Annotated in this window: 9 protein-coding genes and 1 pseudogene; 3 read left to right on the top strand and 7 right to left on the bottom strand. The window is 43.2% G+C overall.

The genetic code is table 11. The features are described 5' to 3' along the window. Positions 1-38 precede the first annotated feature (38 nt). Positions 39-4,367, bottom strand: a complete 4,329-nt coding sequence (pulA, locus tag BCU57_RS01290; protein WP_102438128.1) for a pullulanase-type alpha-1,6-glucosidase — start codon at positions 4,365-4,367, stop codon at positions 39-41. Between the two features lie 78 nt (positions 4,368-4,445). Next, positions 4,446-7,423 (bottom strand): annotated as a pseudogene (locus BCU57_RS01285) (TonB-dependent receptor). A 412-nt stretch (positions 7,424-7,835) separates the two neighbouring features. Here BCU57_RS01285 and BCU57_RS01280 point away from each other — a divergent pair. Then, positions 7,836-8,279 carry an OsmC family protein gene (locus BCU57_RS01280; RefSeq protein ID WP_102438126.1) on the top strand — a complete coding sequence of 148 codons (444 nt, stop codon included), beginning with the start codon at positions 7,836-7,838 and terminating at the stop codon, positions 8,277-8,279. Between the two features lie 107 nt (positions 8,280-8,386). Here BCU57_RS01280 and BCU57_RS01275 read toward each other — a convergent pair whose 3' ends face one another. The 5 genes from BCU57_RS01275 to BCU57_RS01255 form a co-directional block, all read right to left on the bottom strand. Further along, positions 8,387-11,671: a S41 family peptidase gene (locus BCU57_RS01275; RefSeq protein WP_102438124.1), complete on the bottom strand. Its 3,285-nt coding sequence runs from the start codon at positions 11,669-11,671 to the stop codon at positions 8,387-8,389. A gap of 293 nt (positions 11,672-11,964) precedes the next feature. Then, positions 11,965-12,393, bottom strand: a complete 429-nt coding sequence (locus tag BCU57_RS01270) for a GNAT family N-acetyltransferase (protein WP_102438122.1) — start codon at positions 12,391-12,393, stop codon at positions 11,965-11,967. A gap of 99 nt (positions 12,394-12,492) precedes the next feature. After that, the gene (locus BCU57_RS01265) at positions 12,493-13,356 is read right to left on the bottom strand and encodes a hypothetical protein (RefSeq protein ID WP_102438120.1); all 864 of its coding nucleotides are present in this window, start codon (positions 13,354-13,356) and stop codon (positions 12,493-12,495) included. Then, positions 13,349-13,912, bottom strand: a complete 564-nt coding sequence (locus tag BCU57_RS01260; RefSeq protein ID WP_102438140.1) for a sigma-70 family RNA polymerase sigma factor — start codon at positions 13,910-13,912, stop codon at positions 13,349-13,351. Before BCU57_RS01260 ends, BCU57_RS01265 begins: the two co-directional genes overlap by 8 nt. A 209-nt stretch (positions 13,913-14,121) precedes the next feature. Further along, positions 14,122-15,210, bottom strand: coding sequence for a YfbK domain-containing protein (locus BCU57_RS01255; protein WP_102438118.1), 1,089 nt, complete (start codon positions 15,208-15,210; stop codon positions 14,122-14,124). A gap of 409 nt (positions 15,211-15,619) precedes the next feature. On the opposite strand from BCU57_RS01255, the gene purE reads away from it, so the two are divergent. After that, the gene (purE, locus tag BCU57_RS01250) at positions 15,620-16,111 is read left to right on the top strand and encodes a 5-(carboxyamino)imidazole ribonucleotide mutase (RefSeq protein ID WP_076542981.1); all 492 of its coding nucleotides are present in this window, start codon (positions 15,620-15,622) and stop codon (positions 16,109-16,111) included. Beyond that, on the top strand, positions 16,111-17,235 hold the full coding sequence (gene purK / locus BCU57_RS01245; RefSeq protein ID WP_102438116.1) for a 5-(carboxyamino)imidazole ribonucleotide synthase: 1,125 nt from the start codon (positions 16,111-16,113) through the stop codon (positions 17,233-17,235). The genes purE and purK overlap by 1 nt, the downstream gene beginning before the upstream one ends. Positions 17,236-17,243 lie beyond the last annotated feature (8 nt).

Here is a 17,243-nt window from a genome sequence, read left to right as displayed (position 1 = left end):
TGTTATATCGGTCATTTGAGATAAGTTTATCGTTAAAGTCAGTTAACTTTGGTTACCGACAAGGTGGGAGAGCTCGCACTGGGGCCAGTTACCGTAAATCGATATGTGCCAGCATCTGCAGCATTAAAATTCATATTAGCCCCTTTGGATGCCAATGACTTCATTTCACCTTCTAACACCGTTTCTTCGCCAGCAATAGCACCAAAATCAACAGTAGACCAATCTGCAGTAGCAATCTTAAATTCATGATTGCCCGCCTCTAAAGCGATATCAACATGGTAAACCGAAGAACCTTGGTAAGTTAGTGCATCAACTTCACCCCAGCCATTCATTCCGCCACGAATATACACAGTATTAGTGCCAAACATTTCTGTTTTATTGACAGTTAGCATTGGCTCTAAACGATTACTCATATTAAAAGTAAAAGTGTACATTTCTTCAGTTTCAAAGTTGAGACTCATATTCGTCCCTGCAACCGCTAACGCTTTGGCAGTATCTAAGGTCACTGCACCATTATCATCTAAACTGCCGTAATCAACTGTAGACCAATCACTTGAGGCAACTTTAAATTCATGGTTTGCTGCTGATACCAATATTTCTGCTTGGTAAATACTGCCACCCATGTAAACCAATTCATTGGTTTCGCCCCAACCATTCATGCCGCCACGAACATAAACACTAGTGCCAACGAAAGGCTCTTCGTTGTATACGGTTAGCACTGGGTTATCTTTATCTGCTGCATTAAGTGAGAACACATAAGTCCCATCAAGTGTTGCGGTAAAGCTTAAATTTGCGCCCGCTCTAGCAAGTGGCTCAGCTACGTCTTCATCAACTCCCGCTTCGGCATCTGACACGCCGCCAAAGTCCACAGTGCTCCAATCACTGGATGCCACTTTAAAGTCATAGCCACCCGCGGCTAAAGTAATTGCAACGCGATATTCACCACTACCAATATAGGTAAAGCTATCCACTTCACCCCAGCCATTCATGCCACCACGAACAAATACTTCAGTGCTGCCATATGGCACAACATCTGGCGCACCCGCTGTAGCATTAGCACTTAAACCTGCACCTTGTGTATCACCTTGGTTTTTCACAAACACTGCTGTGGTATAAGCCGGTACAGTAAACGTGCCCTCTTCAGTCCCCTCACTAAAGTTGGCACTTTGCACTGTGGTGTCAATCGACATAGATAAACTTGGATGCAAACTAAACCCAGATGCAGTCGGCACTGTATGAGACTGCTCACTTTCACTGCCGTTGATCATCACCACCATGGCATCAACTGAAGGGTCTATATCAGTTAAATCAGCACCATCATCAATACTCATCACAATTACTCCCTGAGTTTGATTCTTGCCAATATTATGGAAACCAACACGGTCAATAATGTCTTGCTCAGTCGTTAAACGCAGTAGTGGGCTCGTTTTACGTATAGATAAAAACTCATTAAAGACGTTAGAAGCAAACTCAATTTCAGACATAGAGGCAGCTGAATTAGGATTACCCGCAAGCGCAATAATTTGCTCCATTTTGGCAGCATTATCTTGCTCTAACGGTAAGCCGACATTCCAGTTATTACTGCCTTTAGTAAAGTCGACCCAGTTAAACCAATCGCCGGAATCATAAGTATTTCGGTCTAATGATTTCGAGCGCAACATGTCGCCACCCATTTGTAAAAATGGAATACCTTGGCTCATTAATGGAATCGTAGCAGCAATATTTTGCACTCGTACGCGGCTATCTAACGATAAACCAATATCATTTGAATACTGTAAAATATCCCATAAGGTTTCGTTATCATGCTTTGATACATAGTTAATACTGTCTGCAGGATCTAAGGTGTAAGCTGTTGGCTGTGAGTTCCAGCTAAAGCTACTCCCTGTGGCAGTATTGCCGTTAAAGTCTTTTAAGACGTAGTTTTGTAAGTTACCTGCCATTGATAAGCGCAGCGTATCTTGGTCACGCAAATAATCATCTTTTTGCTCAGAAGCAAATAAAGCCCCCCCTCGAACGGCCTCACGAATACGGTCATTAAAGGTACCGACTTCACTGCCTGCCATATTGGCTTGAGTGGCCTGTTCAAACAATCGATTATCGGCGACTTCACCAAAGTTCCAACCTTCACCATAGAAGTAGTTATCAGCATCAACCGCTTGAACGGCATCACGGGCAGCTAAAATACTGCTCTTAGGCATATGACCCATCACGTCGAATCGGAAACCATCAAAACCATATTGCTCAGCTAAAATCACCATTGAATCAGAGACAAACTTATCCATCATTCGATGTTCAGTGGCGGTATTATCACAACAGGTGGATGATTCAATGTTACCGCTAATTTCGTTATAACGGTGGTAATAACCTGGCACGACTTTATCGAGCACTGAGTTATCCCAAAGCCCAGATGAACTGGTATGGTTATACACCACATCTAACACGACTCTTAGCCCTAACTCATGTAAAGCTAAGTTCATTTCACGTAACTCTCTAACTCGAGCAATGCCATCGGCATCGCTAGCATAACTGCCTTCTGGGGCAATAAAATGCTGAGGGTCATACCCCCAGTTAAAGCTGTCATAGCCGCGCATAGCTTCAACTAATGCTTGGGCATCTTTTGAGCCTGGTAATGCTCCTTCTAGGATTGATTCAATTGTGGCTGATTTATCTTGGGTAACACAGGCATCTGCACTGTCTTCAATCTTGTCACACAAGGTGCCTAAAGTGTCTGTGATATCAACTCGCTCTGCCGGATCTTCATTAACAGTAGCGATATCATTGACAGGCAATAAATGAAAATGAGTCACGCCACTTTCAGCTAATTTACGTAGATGCTCAACAGGTGCACTACCCGCTTCAGTAAAGGCTAAATACTTACCTCGGTTTTCTGCGCTAGTGCTTTCATCGCGAGCACTAAAATCACGAACATGACCTTCGTAAATCACGATATCTTCAGGATTGGCAACCGTCATGACTTCGTGGTCATCCCAACCATCAGGTTTTAAGTCATCATCACTTAAGTTAATAAATTGACTATAGCGGCCATTGGTTGACACATTCAGAGAATAAGGGTCCGTTGATTCAAGTGTTTCAATGGCTTTAGTTACAGGATGGAAAACAATGAGTTCGTAACGGTAATACATTCTGTCTAAGCTCATATCACCGCTAAATGACCAAATCCCCGTTTCAGCATCTAAGGTCATCGACTCAGTACGGGTTAAGTTTTTAGCTGCATCATAAACTTTCAAATTCACTGTTTGAGCTGTTGGTGCCCAGACTTTCGCCATGATGTTACTGCCATCATAGATTATGCCTAAGTCAGCTTCATCAGCATCATTCTCACCAGCGGTGTACAGTGCATCAAGTACTTTAGCGGCTTGAACATGAGTTGCTGCAACAGGTTTGTCGTCGCCATCATAAGCCACCATAACCAACTGATTTTTAGCAATAGACTTAGCTTCTTCTGTAGTAAAATTCGCTTCATAAGCAGGCCAATCCGCTAAATGCGGTACTAAGGCTTTTTGCGCATCAGTTAGCTCACTGCTCATAACTTCAACTTGTGTGCCACTGATATTGCCATCATTGTCAGCTGCAATTCCTGCAATATCAGAATGATGAATAACAAATTTTGCGATTCCGTCCGCTGACTGATTCCATACAAAAGTATTTTGATCGAGCCAATGAGCACTAGCACCATCAATTGAAAAGCCAGTATCTAACACAGGATAAGCATAAATATCGCCAATCCCATCAATGGTAAAGTTTGTGCGATCGAACATGGCTTCTGGTGCGTCTCCGTCTTCAAAGGCAATTAAGCTCATGCTTAAATCGCCCGAAGCAATGGCCTTATCATCACCATCATGAATAATGAAATTAGCACATTCTCCATAGCCTTCTTTTAATTCTAAAACCCAATAAGCGCCGTAGACTTCATCAACCCCAGTAAAACGATGTCCATTGGCCCAGTCCGTGCTGTCAAATGGCGGAGCATAAGCGTCACATTTGTCGTTATTCCAAGTGTGTAATTTATATGCTGAATACTTTGGATTTGACTCAGTGTTATTTTTATCTTGCTTGCGGTGGTAATAAAGTACCGCTTGATTTGCCCCCGCTAACACACTAGGCAAAGGCAAGTTAGGGTTTAAGCCCACTTCACACGTTTCATTGTTTGCATCAGGAAAAGTCGGTGCAGGACAACTTAATGGCGGCGGTGGAACACACGCAGTGCCCTCGGCATTCGGTACATTGGGCACATTACAGGTTAGCAGTACTTCACCGGACTCTACTGAGTCACCACCACAACCATACAGAGCAGTTAACGATAAAGTCACTGCGGATAATTTTATTATTCTATAAAGGCTCATCATGAGTCACTTCTCCCTGTTAAATTCGATACTGGGCATTTGGTTGAGCTAAGTTTCGTAGCGGCGTCATCAGCGTTAGATTTACATGACATAATTTAACCCCAGATAAAATTCACGACCGAAGTACTGAATGGTGCCGGTTTTGTTTTGGTTGCCAAAATAGCTCTTAGTTGGCTCGTCAGTTAAGTTATTCACTTGGAATAACAGTCCTAGCCCATCGGTCACTTGATAAGACGCTTGATAATCAATCACGGTTTCACCGTCAAAATTGACCACCTGCTCATTAATAGCGACTTGCTCTGAGATAAAGTCGTCACGATAGCGAGCGCTAACTCGAGTTTCAAAGCCTTCATAACTGTAAAATAACGTTGCACTTGCAACATTATTTGATAAGCCAGGTAGGCCTTGCTTTGATGCTTCACCAGCAAAGGTAGAAATGGTTTCGATTTCAGATTCGGTATAGGAATAACTGGCATTAAAGCCTAACCCTGACCACGCATCGGGGAATGAAGCAAACACTTGGGTGTAGGCCAGTTCTAAACCGCGAATATAGCCGCCCTTTTCGTTATTCATTGCCGTTGTGAAAGTACCATTAACCGTTGGCACAACTTGGCCACTGTCTAATTCAATCGAATCAGGCACGTTGTAGCCATTGCCTTTAAAGTCGTAATTGTCGATGCTGTCGGTATCAATAAATGACTTAATATCTTTGTAGAAAAGCGCAGCAACAAACGCACCTTCATCAAAGTAGTACTCATATGACACATCGTATTGATCGGCATAGAAAGGTTTTAAGAATGGGTTATTAGTGCTTGAACCATTAATTTCACCTGTGTCGCTGACCGACGCACTCGCATCGCCCGCTAAGCGATTAATGGGTGGCGAGACATCACTTTCGCGGCGCCAAAACGTACTTGAGCGCTTTCTGTCACATGAAAGTTAAGGTTAAGTGAAGGCAAGTAATCGGTATAGCTCACCCCTTCAACGATGGGAGCATAAAGCGAGTTATTGATACCGATTTCGTCGAGAATGTTTTGCGCACCAAAAGCTGGATCGCCACCCACATTTTTAAGCACGGTTGCCGATTGTTCGGTGTTTACCACCCTTACGCCAACGTTACCCGTTATTGGCAAACCACCTAATTCAGTATTGATATTGGCTAAGGCATAACCAGACCAAACCTTTTCGTACACTTCACCACTTTGCAATACTGACCATGAATAGTTGTTGGTATAACCTTGGGCTTGCCCCGGTGCAACACCATCAGCGTTACCCCATGTTTGCACTGGTTGCGGAGTTCCATTTGGGAACCACGCGTTAAGTGCCGCATCAACATCAATGGCTAAATAAGATGGGAAATAGCTAAAATCACCTTCCCAATCAACGACAGTGGTCATGTCATCGGTCAATCTTAATGGCGGCTGCGAACTCGAAAAAGCATTATCAACTCCGTATTCAAATACTGAGCGGTCATTAGAGTAAGTACGGTCTGAATAACGACTACCAAACTCAACACTGGATATAACATCATTGTCTAGGGTGTATTCAAAATCTATCCGATAAGCGATTAATTCATCTTCATTCACATAGGGATAGATGCCATATTTGCTGACCATCATACGGTCAGTATCAGAAAATGCATCCGCTTGATTAAAACCCACATCGGGTAAATCTAAACCATTCAGTAAGTAGCTAATTGATACATTTTCATCAAAAATGGGCGTGTCGGCGTTGGCATCAACTGCCACATTTGACCATAACAAACCATTACGAAAATTACTTTTTGCCGATGATAAAGACACATCAACATTCACATTAAGATTGTCAGTAACTTGCCAATCAGCGTTAATGCCATAGCTATTTACTTCATCAAAATCTTGATTGTCATCGTTAACCAACTCAACCCGCGTGTTACCAGTAGACTTACGGTTGTAAGTACCACCAATCACTGAGTTACCATCTAAAACAGGGTTGGCAATTGAAGCACTTTCTGGCTCTAACTTAACCCTAAAACCACGGGCAAAGGCTTCTGTGTCAAAGCGAGATATAAATGCATCAGCTTTAAGGACAAAATTATCAACCGGTGCCCATTCAATCGCCCCCATGTAGCCATTTCGAGTTTCAACGCCGCCAAGATGCTGTAGTTCAAAACCTTCACCCAAATATTCTTTATGGGCGTTAGTCATATCGCCATCGTCACCAATCGGGCCATTGGTGTCATTTTCGATAAAGTCGACATCCGCTGTGCCATTGTATGCAAAGCCAATAAATTGAGTTGCTACGCTTGGCTGATTCAATCTTGCATAACCAACGGCAATACCTAATGTGTCTTCAAGAAATTTACCCTGATATGAAAAACTGACGCGATCGCCATATTCTTCCGCACCATACACTTCACTCGCGCGGTCGTTATACATAGCGCGGGCATTCACCACAAAGTTATGTTTTTCTGTTTTGCTCAAAGGACTAACCGTTGCTAACTCAACCGTACCGGCTACGCCCCCTTCAAGTAATGATGCTTTAGAAGATTTATATACTGCAGCAGAGCTAATTAGCTCAGAAGGATATTGATCAAACTCAATGCTACGAGAGCCACTTGTCGATACCTGCTCACGACCATTTAAGGTTGAAGAGACAAAGCCACCTGACATACCACGAATATTGATTTGAGCAGCTTGGCCACCGGTTCTCACCGCTGAAATCCCCGGTAAACGGGTTAATGCATCCGCCATTGATACATCTGGCAGTGCGCCTAAGTCATCTGCTGATAGTTGCTCAGAAACAGTATCCCCATAACGTTTTGAATTAAGTGAATCAATCAAACTACGGCTATAACCGGTGACACGAATAACCTCAATGTCATCTTCAGCGGTGATATTATTGCTACTGGTATTTGCTGCGGCATTATCCACATTAGTTTCATTTTCGACCGCATTAGCGACCTGAGTTTTTTCTGTATTGATGCCATCGGCAGCAAGCGCTATATCGGATGAAAAAGCAAATCCGACCCCCGCAGCAGCTAGCGCTAGCGATAACACACTAGGTTTACAATTGAACATTGAGTTTCCCCTCACCTTACTGACTTTATAGTCACCCAACATTCAGTTATACGACTCAGACTAATGGAATATCAGGCATTATTATCCCGATATACTAGACATGGTTCAGCGCTAGCCTCAATTTACTGCATACGTATTCATAACATATTATTAACATACCAATTATTACAATAGTCGCTAAGTTGATGTAATCAAATGCTAAAATCGGTTTGCTAATTATGATTAATATTTACACTATCCGCGGCAATCCACTTTTGGCTATAGGCTAGTCATTAAATATCTAAGGGGAGGTAGATTTCGTCACTCACTCAGGTAGAATACTTTTCAGCTAAACCATTTGAGTAATGCTTCTAATCACAGTTTTAACCAGATTACTCACTAAGTGTTTGAAATTGTAAACAAAGGATAAATGATGGGTTTTAAGTTAACGGTAAAATGGCAAGCAGATCATTTTGATCATCAAGCGCCAGAGTTTAACCGGGATCACCAAATCGAATTTGGTACAGGCCAAGTTGTTCACGCCTCTTCTGCGCCTGAATATAAAGGCAATGAAGCCAAGGTTAATCCTGAAGAAAGTTTGCTTGCGGCCTTATCCTCTTGCCACATGCTAACCTTTTTAGCCATTGCCCATTTAAAACGCCTAACAGTTGAAACCTATGTTGATAATGCCAAAGCAGAACTAGGCAAAAATGATAACGGTAAGCTGTCAGTCACCAAAATGACCTTAAATCCAGTGGTAACTTTTGCAGAAGGCATTGAAGTCAGTCAGGAAGTGATAAATAAAATCCATGACAAAGCCCACGCCAATTGCTTTATCGCCAATAGTGTTAATTCTGAAGTAGCAATTAACGGCTGATAAATACCTGCTAAAGGCTGTATTTACAAATAAAAAAACCGATATCAACTTGACTTGATATCGGTTTTTTTACACTTATTTACCAAGCTTAACTCAAGTTAGCGCCTTTAAAATTGCGCTTTAGTATCTGCCGCAAATCCGCTTGCAGGAATTGGCTTAGCTTTTAACGGCGCGATTGGCTTTTGGATCAGCTCATCTTTTAAATAACGAATGGCGGTTTCAAGTTGGGCATCCTGACCTGAGAATGTGGCAAAAGGTAAGTTATCCACCTCAATATCCGGCTCAACCCCGTGGCCTTCAACAATCCAACTGCCATCAATAGCGTACTGTGGATACTCAGCTACCCTTGCCATGCCTTTATCCGTTAGGCTATTGCGTCCAGAAAGCCAAACTCCTGCACCCGCAGTTTGCTTACCAATTAACGGCGCTAACCCTAAGGCTTTAATGCCTGCTGAAAAGGTTTCGCCATCTGAGTAAGTCATTTGATCGGCCAGCACCACTAAATGACCTCTAAAGGTTTGTTGCATATTGGTGCTAGCAGAGCCATGGGTAGGTTGCCAAAACGCCCATGCACGGCGTAGGAGCTTTTCAATAATCCAGCTATCAATATTGCCACCGCGATTACGGCGCACATCAATGATTAAACCGTCTTTGTCATAATTGGTATAAAACTCACGGGCAAAGCTTTCAATATCCCCAGCCCCCATGGCATACAAATGTAAATAACCAATGTTGCCTTTACTGGCACTGCTGACTTTAGCGGCATTATTGGTGACCCAGTCTAAATAACGCAGCTTGGCATCGGTGCGGTTATCATGGGGCACGACGATAGTTTGATGGCTTTTTTTACCACGCTTTAACGCCATTAACACTTGTTTATTGGTTTGATTACGCAGTAGCTGACTCACCTGCGCAATACTGGTGACAGGCTTACCATTAATGGCTTCAATAATGTCACCCTCAGCCGCATCAACTTCAATACGGGCGAGCGGTGATGCCTGCGTTGGCAGCTCTGGATCATTGCGATAAATATGCTTAATCAGCACCCCTTTTGACGTTTGCGCTAACCGTGCCCCTAAACTTGCCCCTGTGGCAGTGTCGTTTTTAGCAATGTCACCACCGCGCACTTGCGAGTGCAACGAATCAAGCTCGCCCATCATTTGTTTGAACAGATCGTTAAGTTCATTTCTATCGGTTAAGCGGGCTAATAATGGCTGATATTTTTGCTTCACCTGCTGCCAATTAACCCCACGCATGTTCTTGTCAAAAAAGGAGTCACGGTGCATCAGCCAGGCATCTTCAAAGATTTGCTGCCACTCTTGCATTGGCGCTATAGCTAACTGCCACTGGGCGGTATCAACCTGAGTATTTTTAAGTTCTGTGGCTATTTTATCGCCAGCAGCAACGATATGTAGCTCACTTGGGTTAGCCTGTTTTCTTAGCAGTAATTTTTCACCATCCGCTGAGAGTTGATAGTCACTGATATCAGCGGCAAACTCTGTTACCTCTGGCGACAAGTTATCAAACTTCACCAGTTTTAAGCTGCTTTTATCTGCCACGGTATCGAGTAAATACAGCTTATCTTTGCTGGCAGTTAAGCTAGAGTAATTGCCAGACGCCACCGGAACTTGCCATAGTCTTTGGCTAATATTATCCCAATCGACTGTTACTTTTTGATTGTTACCCGCCTGACTTCTGGCCTCTTTAGCATCGGCAATGACGTGAGTATTGAGCTCGGTTGGTTTTACGAATGGGAATACTGATTTTTCCGTTAATGCGATGGCAAAGATTTCCGTGCGTTTATCAAAAATCGGTCCCATATTTCTATCACCCCAAGGCGAACCTGGAGTCGCTTTAAAGTGCCGCGCCGATAAAAAGTACAGCCATTGCCCATCAGGGCTAAAGCTGGGTGAATATGACTCGTATTTGTCACTGGTAATGGATTGGGCTTTATTATCATTAACCGAATACAACACAATTTGCGGACGCTGTTGACCCATTTCAAATTTGGTTAAAGCAATAAATTTACTATCACCAGACCAGACGATATCCGGATATTCTCCTAACCCTTCACCATTGGTGATAATTTTGCTGTTTTTGGATCTCTTTAAATCCAATAGCCACACATTGCCATCATAATCATCATGGGCAATATAGCGGCCGTTGGGCGATAAATGCAGGCTGGTTCTTAAGTTGCTGCCATCTTTAGTGAGTTGTTTTGCCCCTGCACTGCCATCAGCGGGGAATTGCCAGATCTCTTGCTCGCCTGATGCATCACTGATGCCATAAACCCAATCACCATCCGTACTTAATAACGCATTTCTAATGCGGGCGTTAGCGGGTGATTGCACTTGGATTAAGCGGCGGCCATCATGACTTGCTATGGCTACATGGCTTCTAGCGGTGATCACCGCTTTATCGCCACTGGCGGCTAACTCCACTGAGGTAGCAAATGCCATTGGATCTTTTAACCAATGTTCACGGCGATGGGGAAAATCTGAAGTCAGGCTAATATCGACTAAGGATGAACTGCCATCATTAATGCTAAAGACTTTAATATCTGCCCCATGCTGAAACACAACTCGACCATCATTTAACTGTGCATCTCTGACTTGCCAAGCACTAAATTGGGTATGTTGCTTAGCATCTTGACCATCAAGCGTCATCGACCAAATATTATCATTGCCAGATTGGTCGCTAATAAAATAAAGCCGATTTTGCCACAGCATGGGTTGTCTTACTGAGCCTTGATGAGCTGCTGTCAGCTTTTGCGCCTCTTGATTACTGCCCAATTTAAATCGCCAAATTTCACCTAAAGCGCCGCCACGATAAACTTTGGCGTTATCACCACTGGTTTGCAGGCCAAACTGAGTAAAATAAACATACTCGCCCGCATCATCAATGGTGCCTTCAATCGCATCTGCTAGGGGTAAATCCGTTAATTGCAGCGTCTGTGGATCTACCGTTTTAAGAACCCAGTAATTTGCCGGTCCATTAGCATTATCGGTGGCATACAAAATCTCCCCGCTGGCTGTCCAGCCTTGCAATCTGACGCGACTATTTTCAAAGCTTACTCGCTTGGCAACGCCGCCTTTGATCGGCATGACATACACTTCAGTAGCGCCATCATAGTTCGCGCTATAGGCAAGCCAATTACCATCTTTTGAAATCACAGCATCGATTTCTTCTGCTGCTTGGGTGGTTAATCGTGTTGCTGAAGTTTGATTTAACTGACTAAGCCAAAGATCGCCTTCGGCGGTAAATACCAAGGTTTGATCATGTAGCGCTGGCGCGCGGTAATAGCCTTGATTGTCTGAATTAACCGCAAGAGCGGATGTGCTTAACAGCCCAAGAGCTAATAAACAGGCGCTAACAGAATGGCGAAGTTTCATAGTCAGAAAAGTCCTTGTAAATATTATTATTTTCAAGCAATCAAACTAGCAAACTTAAACTGATTTAGCAGTATAAAATCTGGTAATTGCCTCGGTAAAAGCTTAACAAATTGTAACAACCAATTTACTTGCAAAAAAAAAGGGTAACAACTTTTGTTGTTACCCTAAGTTCTCTGCTCGACTTGCTCGTCAACGCCCGCGTAAACGGAAAAATATCGCTGGCTCTATTGTTAAGCAGATTTAACTAATGTTGAACGGAGTGAAAACTGGCCGCTGTTTTCCGATTGAAACGTTTAATAGTGCTTAGTTCGCATAAAATACTCGTACTGATCGTGACCCGTAATAGAAAACCCGAGACGCTGATATAACCTGAAAGCGGGGTTGTCTTTCAATACTGTTAGCTCTACAAACTTAAACTTTGCCTCAGTCAATACTTGCTCTACAACCTGACGACCTAGTCCTTTGCCTTGAAAGTTAGGATGTATTTGCAGCTGCATTATTTCAATGCGGTCTTCAAACTCTCGGTACTTTAACGTGCCGATTAATTCGCTATTATGAATAATTAAATTTGAACAGCCATACGCATCGTTGAGCCTGAATTCATGCTCGTCATCAGATAAAAATTGCCCTGAGTTTTCTAAGTGCTCAACCATGGTTAATTTACGTAAATCTAACAGATAAGGTTTATCTTTTTCTAAAGCTTGAATGAACTCAAAACGCATCTTTACCTCGTTGGATCACTAATCAGTCGAATCTACTGCTCTCGTCAACAAATGTTGTCAACAATAGAGTCTATTTTTACTCTTGGTTTATGACTGCCATTATTGAATCGATTGTTGCGACCTTAAGCGCAGTTTTAATTGTTGGTATTGCTGATATTGAGGATGCTGCTGCTGAATAATCTCAGGGAATTGCAGCTCAATAACCTTCGAATATGCCTGAGCTTGCTCCAATTGTTTGTTATCTAACAGTTCAGCTAAATGCTTGATTGCATTAATGGAGTTTGTTGCCTTAGCTGCGCCAGTTGCGTTGGCTGCGCTAGTCGTGTTAGCTGAGTTAATGTCGTTAGCTGAGCTCATGACAGTAACTGCTGAACGAGTTTGTGCTGGCGTTGGTAATTGAGCTTGAGGCTGAGATTCTGGTTGTGATTGTAATTGTGGTTGTGATTGAGCCGCAGACATAGATTCACGCTGCTGTTGAGGCATAACTTTAGTTGTCACAGTTGGGACCACATCAGCGGCAGACTCAACTGTCGTTGCCGTCATTGGCGTTGGCGTTGCTGAAATAGTTGTTGGCGTTACTGTTGCTGAAATAGGCGTTTCAGTGGCTTTCGTTGCCATTGGCACACTGTCACCCGCATCTATATTGGCATGTTGGGTAAAGTTTGGATTAACTAATATCACGCTGGCAATGATCATTACAGATGCCGCGGTTGACAGCCCTAAACGATGCTTATGCCAAAAACTCACTTGCACGACATTTGTGGCTGCTGAATAACCTTGAGATGCTCTTGCCTGCTCAACTGGAGCGGCGCTCAATTTAGCTTGGGCTAAGATAGCCTTATCCATCGCTTTGGGGGGCGTTTCTAAATCCTGCTGATACAGGGTTTTAATTTCTTGCTGCAAAGCCACAAACTGTTCATCAGTCTTATCGTTGACTGAGCTTTTATCTTTAGAATCACTCATGATCCGCCCCTTGCCATTTCAGCGCTACACATTGCTTAATACTTTGATAGGCATAGCGAATGCGGCTTTTGGTGGCCTCTAAGGTTACATCGGCAATCTCACTGATTGCCGTAGCTGTTAAGCCCAATTCAATATTCAGCAAAAAAGCCTCTCGTTGTAATTGAGGCAATTTACTAATACAGGTCTTTAATAATTGCCCTTTTTGGCTATCAAGCAGTTGCTCATCAGGACGACTGCGATGAGAACTATCCAGTGTGCTGGCATCAAAGCTATCCATGCCCTCTTCTGCGGTTTCAGCAAGCTTATCGAGTGGTTTCACCGCCCGCACATGATCGATCAGTAAGTTATGGGCAATGCGATAAATCCAAGTGGTAAACTTGGCTGTGACTTGATAACTGCTCGCGGCTTTTATCACCTTGCCCCACGTGTCTTGGTATAGATCTTCTGCTAATTGCTTATCGTTGATTTGGCGCACAAAATAGCGATACAAAGGCCCTTTATGTTTGCTATACAGCTGCTCAAAAGCAAGCGAGTCCCCTTGCTGATAATTCAACATTAATTGCTCATCTGATAATGCAGTTATTTTATCCTTCACCGCCGGCAACCTTGGTTTATAGACTGTTTTTAATCACTTTAAACAGTTTGCCCAGCGTAAATGCGATTGTCTATTAATACTCTGCAATTGAGCGATATTATTCACAGCACCTTATCATTAATACTCCTGTCGACAATGAGTTCGTTAATAATAGCCGAGTTAATAATAGGCTAGTTAAAAATAGCCTTGCCAATAATGCTGCCCTGCTTTGGCGGAGTATCATAAATAGGCTGCGGCATCGGATAAGCTTGTCGTTGATGGGGCTTTTTTATCCCGACATTGTTTGTAACAGACACTAGCATCGCCTGCTTAACAAGGGCAATAAACTCGCTGCGCTCACCTTGGCTATCTGCCCCTTTAGCATCAAGAGCTATATTAACTAACTCATGATAATCAAAGCCATGAACATAATTACTTTGATTAATTAATTGCCCTAAACCCGCCACCGCTGCAGCAAAACGAAACTCATCACTGGCTTGTTGAAAGAATTTGTCTTGTTGAGCAATGTCAATATCAAACTGGCCAAGCAAAGCTTGTTGGCTTGTTATACGCATGTCATGCAATGACAATGTAGCGAGGTTATCGGCACTAAAGCGCTGCTGAGCACTTGGTTTATGGGCTGGTGATTTATAAGCAGCTGAATCATCGATGCGCAACTCATACAAGGCACTATATTGGCCACTTGATTGAGCCTGCAATCGAGCATGGCCTTTGGACATTTGTTTATTAACGGGGTTGCCATAATTTCGCTCAAAACCAATTAGTCGGTATTCCGTAATCAACCTTGGATTGAAGCGTAACTTGGCTTGTAAATAAGCTAAGCCTTGCTTTGCAGGCTCTGTGGCCTTGTCACTCTGTTTGATATTAATCAACAGCAGCAAGGTGTCATTATTATAAGGCGATGGCGCCAGTTCAGTATGTATCTGATAGTTTTCAGATAATGGCTGATATTGACTAAAGTCATATTGAAATGCATTGAGTAAATTCTGGCTTTGGATGGTATTTTTTTCAGGCCAGATTTGCTGGTTGAGTAAGTGCTTTAGCCTGTTATAGTCGCTGATACAGCCGCTGCTATCCGTATTAAATGTCAGCAGGGATAATGGCGTTTCACCACTAACCATGTTGCCGCCATGACTCACAACAGCCTGCTGAGCAGCCACGCAGTTTGGCTGTAATGTTAGAGTTTCAGCAACCCCATTAACGCTTACAAGCAGCAATAGGCTTAGTTTGCACGCCTGATAAATTGTACATTTACTCATCTATGACTCCGTAATAACCACAATACTATTATTAACGTGCTCAGATTAAAAAAGGGTTATTTATCTTTCACATTTAATCACCTCCAAAACAAAACAATATAAATCAATACCATAAACCCAAAAGCACATTAATTATGCGTAACGTTAACGGGTTAATTTTTACCTTATCAATAACCCAAAACTTGCAGTACACGATTGCTGTTCGATGTTTACCAAAAGCCAGTATAAGCATTCGTAATCACAAACTGAGTTTCAGCCCCAAAAAACACTGAAATGCAGCGAAATGTGAGCCAACATGATATTATCTAGCCCCTTTTTTATAGGCGCAAAAATGCAGCCTATAATGCCTGTACCCTATGCAGGTATAAGTAAAATTATTCTAATATAATAAGTGTGTTAAGGAGTTATCATGCAAGCCCTTGTTGCCGTAGTTATGGGATCTAAGAGTGATTGGCCGACCATGGAAGCCGCCGCAGAAATTATGGATAAGCTGCAGGTGCCATATCACGTTGAAGTTGTCTCAGCGCATCGTACTCCTGACAAACTCATGGACTTTGCTAGCACTGCTGCTGGTAAAGGCTTTAAAGTCATTATCGGCGGCGCCGGTGGTGCAGCACATTTACCCGGTATGATTGCCTCAAAAACCCGCCTTCCAGTGCTGGGTGTGCCTGTGCAAAGCAAAGCGTTATCAGGCATGGACAGCTTACTGTCTATCGTACAAATGCCTAAAGGTATTGCAGTTGGTACCCTTGCTATTGGTACTGCTGGGGCGTTTAATGCCGGCTTACTTGCTAGCCAAATTCTTGCGGTTGAAGACAGTGAACTTGCAGCGCGTTTGGATGCTTTTCGTGAAGAGCAAACTAATTCAATCCTTGAAAATCCAGATCCGAGGGAAGCTTAATGGCTAAGCAGGACGGTGAGCAAAAAAATCAAACCCACGCTACACAGCACAATGTATGGGTTTTAGGTGATGGTCAATTAGGCGCTATGTTGTCCCATGCTGGGCAGCCTTTAGCGATTAATGTTCGTCCGGTTGATATTATGACCCCATCAGATGAGCGTTTACCTCTTAACGATACTGACGTCATCACCGCAGAACGAGAGCAATGGCCTGAATCAAACTTAAGCTTGCAACTTAGCAAGCATAAGCATTTCATTAATGGCCCGGTTTTTGGCCTGCTGGCAGACCGTTTTACCCAAAAAAGCTTATTGGATGAGTTAGCTGTACCAACGTCACCTTGGGAGCTGGTTGACGATAATACTCAAACGGCGCAGTTGCATCAGCAATATGGCGAGCGAGTATTATTAAAGCGCCGCACCGGTGGCTACGACGGCAAAGGTCAACACTGGTTAAAACAAGCTGAATCAACCACCATCCCTGCTGATTGGCGTAATGAAGCCATTGCTGAGCAAGCGATTAATTTTGATGAAGAAGTGTCATTAGTGGGCGTACGAACCCAAACCGGCGAATGCTTATTTTACCCGCTAGCGTTAAATCTCCATCAAGACGGTATTTTAATGGCATCGATTGCGCCATTATCGCGCTTAAACCACTTACAAGCCCAAGCTGAAGCCATGCTAAGTAAAATTATGCATAAGCTTGAGTATGTTGGAGTGATGGCGATGGAATGTTTCCGGGTTGGTGATGAATTACTGATTAATGAGTTAGCCCCTCGGGTTCATAACTCTGGTCACTGGACTCAATCAGGTTGTCATATCAATCAGTTTGAATTGCACCTGCGTGCCTTGTGCGGATTACCTTTACATACCCCACAAGTGAATCATCAATGTGTGATGGTGAACTTAATTGGTGTTGATAAAGATGACCGCTGGTTAAGCTTACCCAACGCTGAGTTATTCTGGTACAACAAAGAAGTTCGCGTCGGTCGTAAAGTGGGTCACTTAAACTTATCGGTTCATAATAGCGCGATGCTAACCGACAGTATTGGTCAGCTACAACAATGGATGCCGCAGCTGTATCAAGCGCCATTAGCCTGGGTTTTAGATGAATTTAGCGCTGATTAAGATCAATG

Origin of the sequence: Shewanella sp. 10N.286.48.B5, assembly GCF_002874355.2 — a bacterium.
Lineage (GTDB): Bacteria > Pseudomonadota > Gammaproteobacteria > Enterobacterales > Shewanellaceae > Shewanella.
Note: the sequence above shows the minus strand (reverse complement) of the source record. Positions and strands in the feature narration are given on the sequence as shown.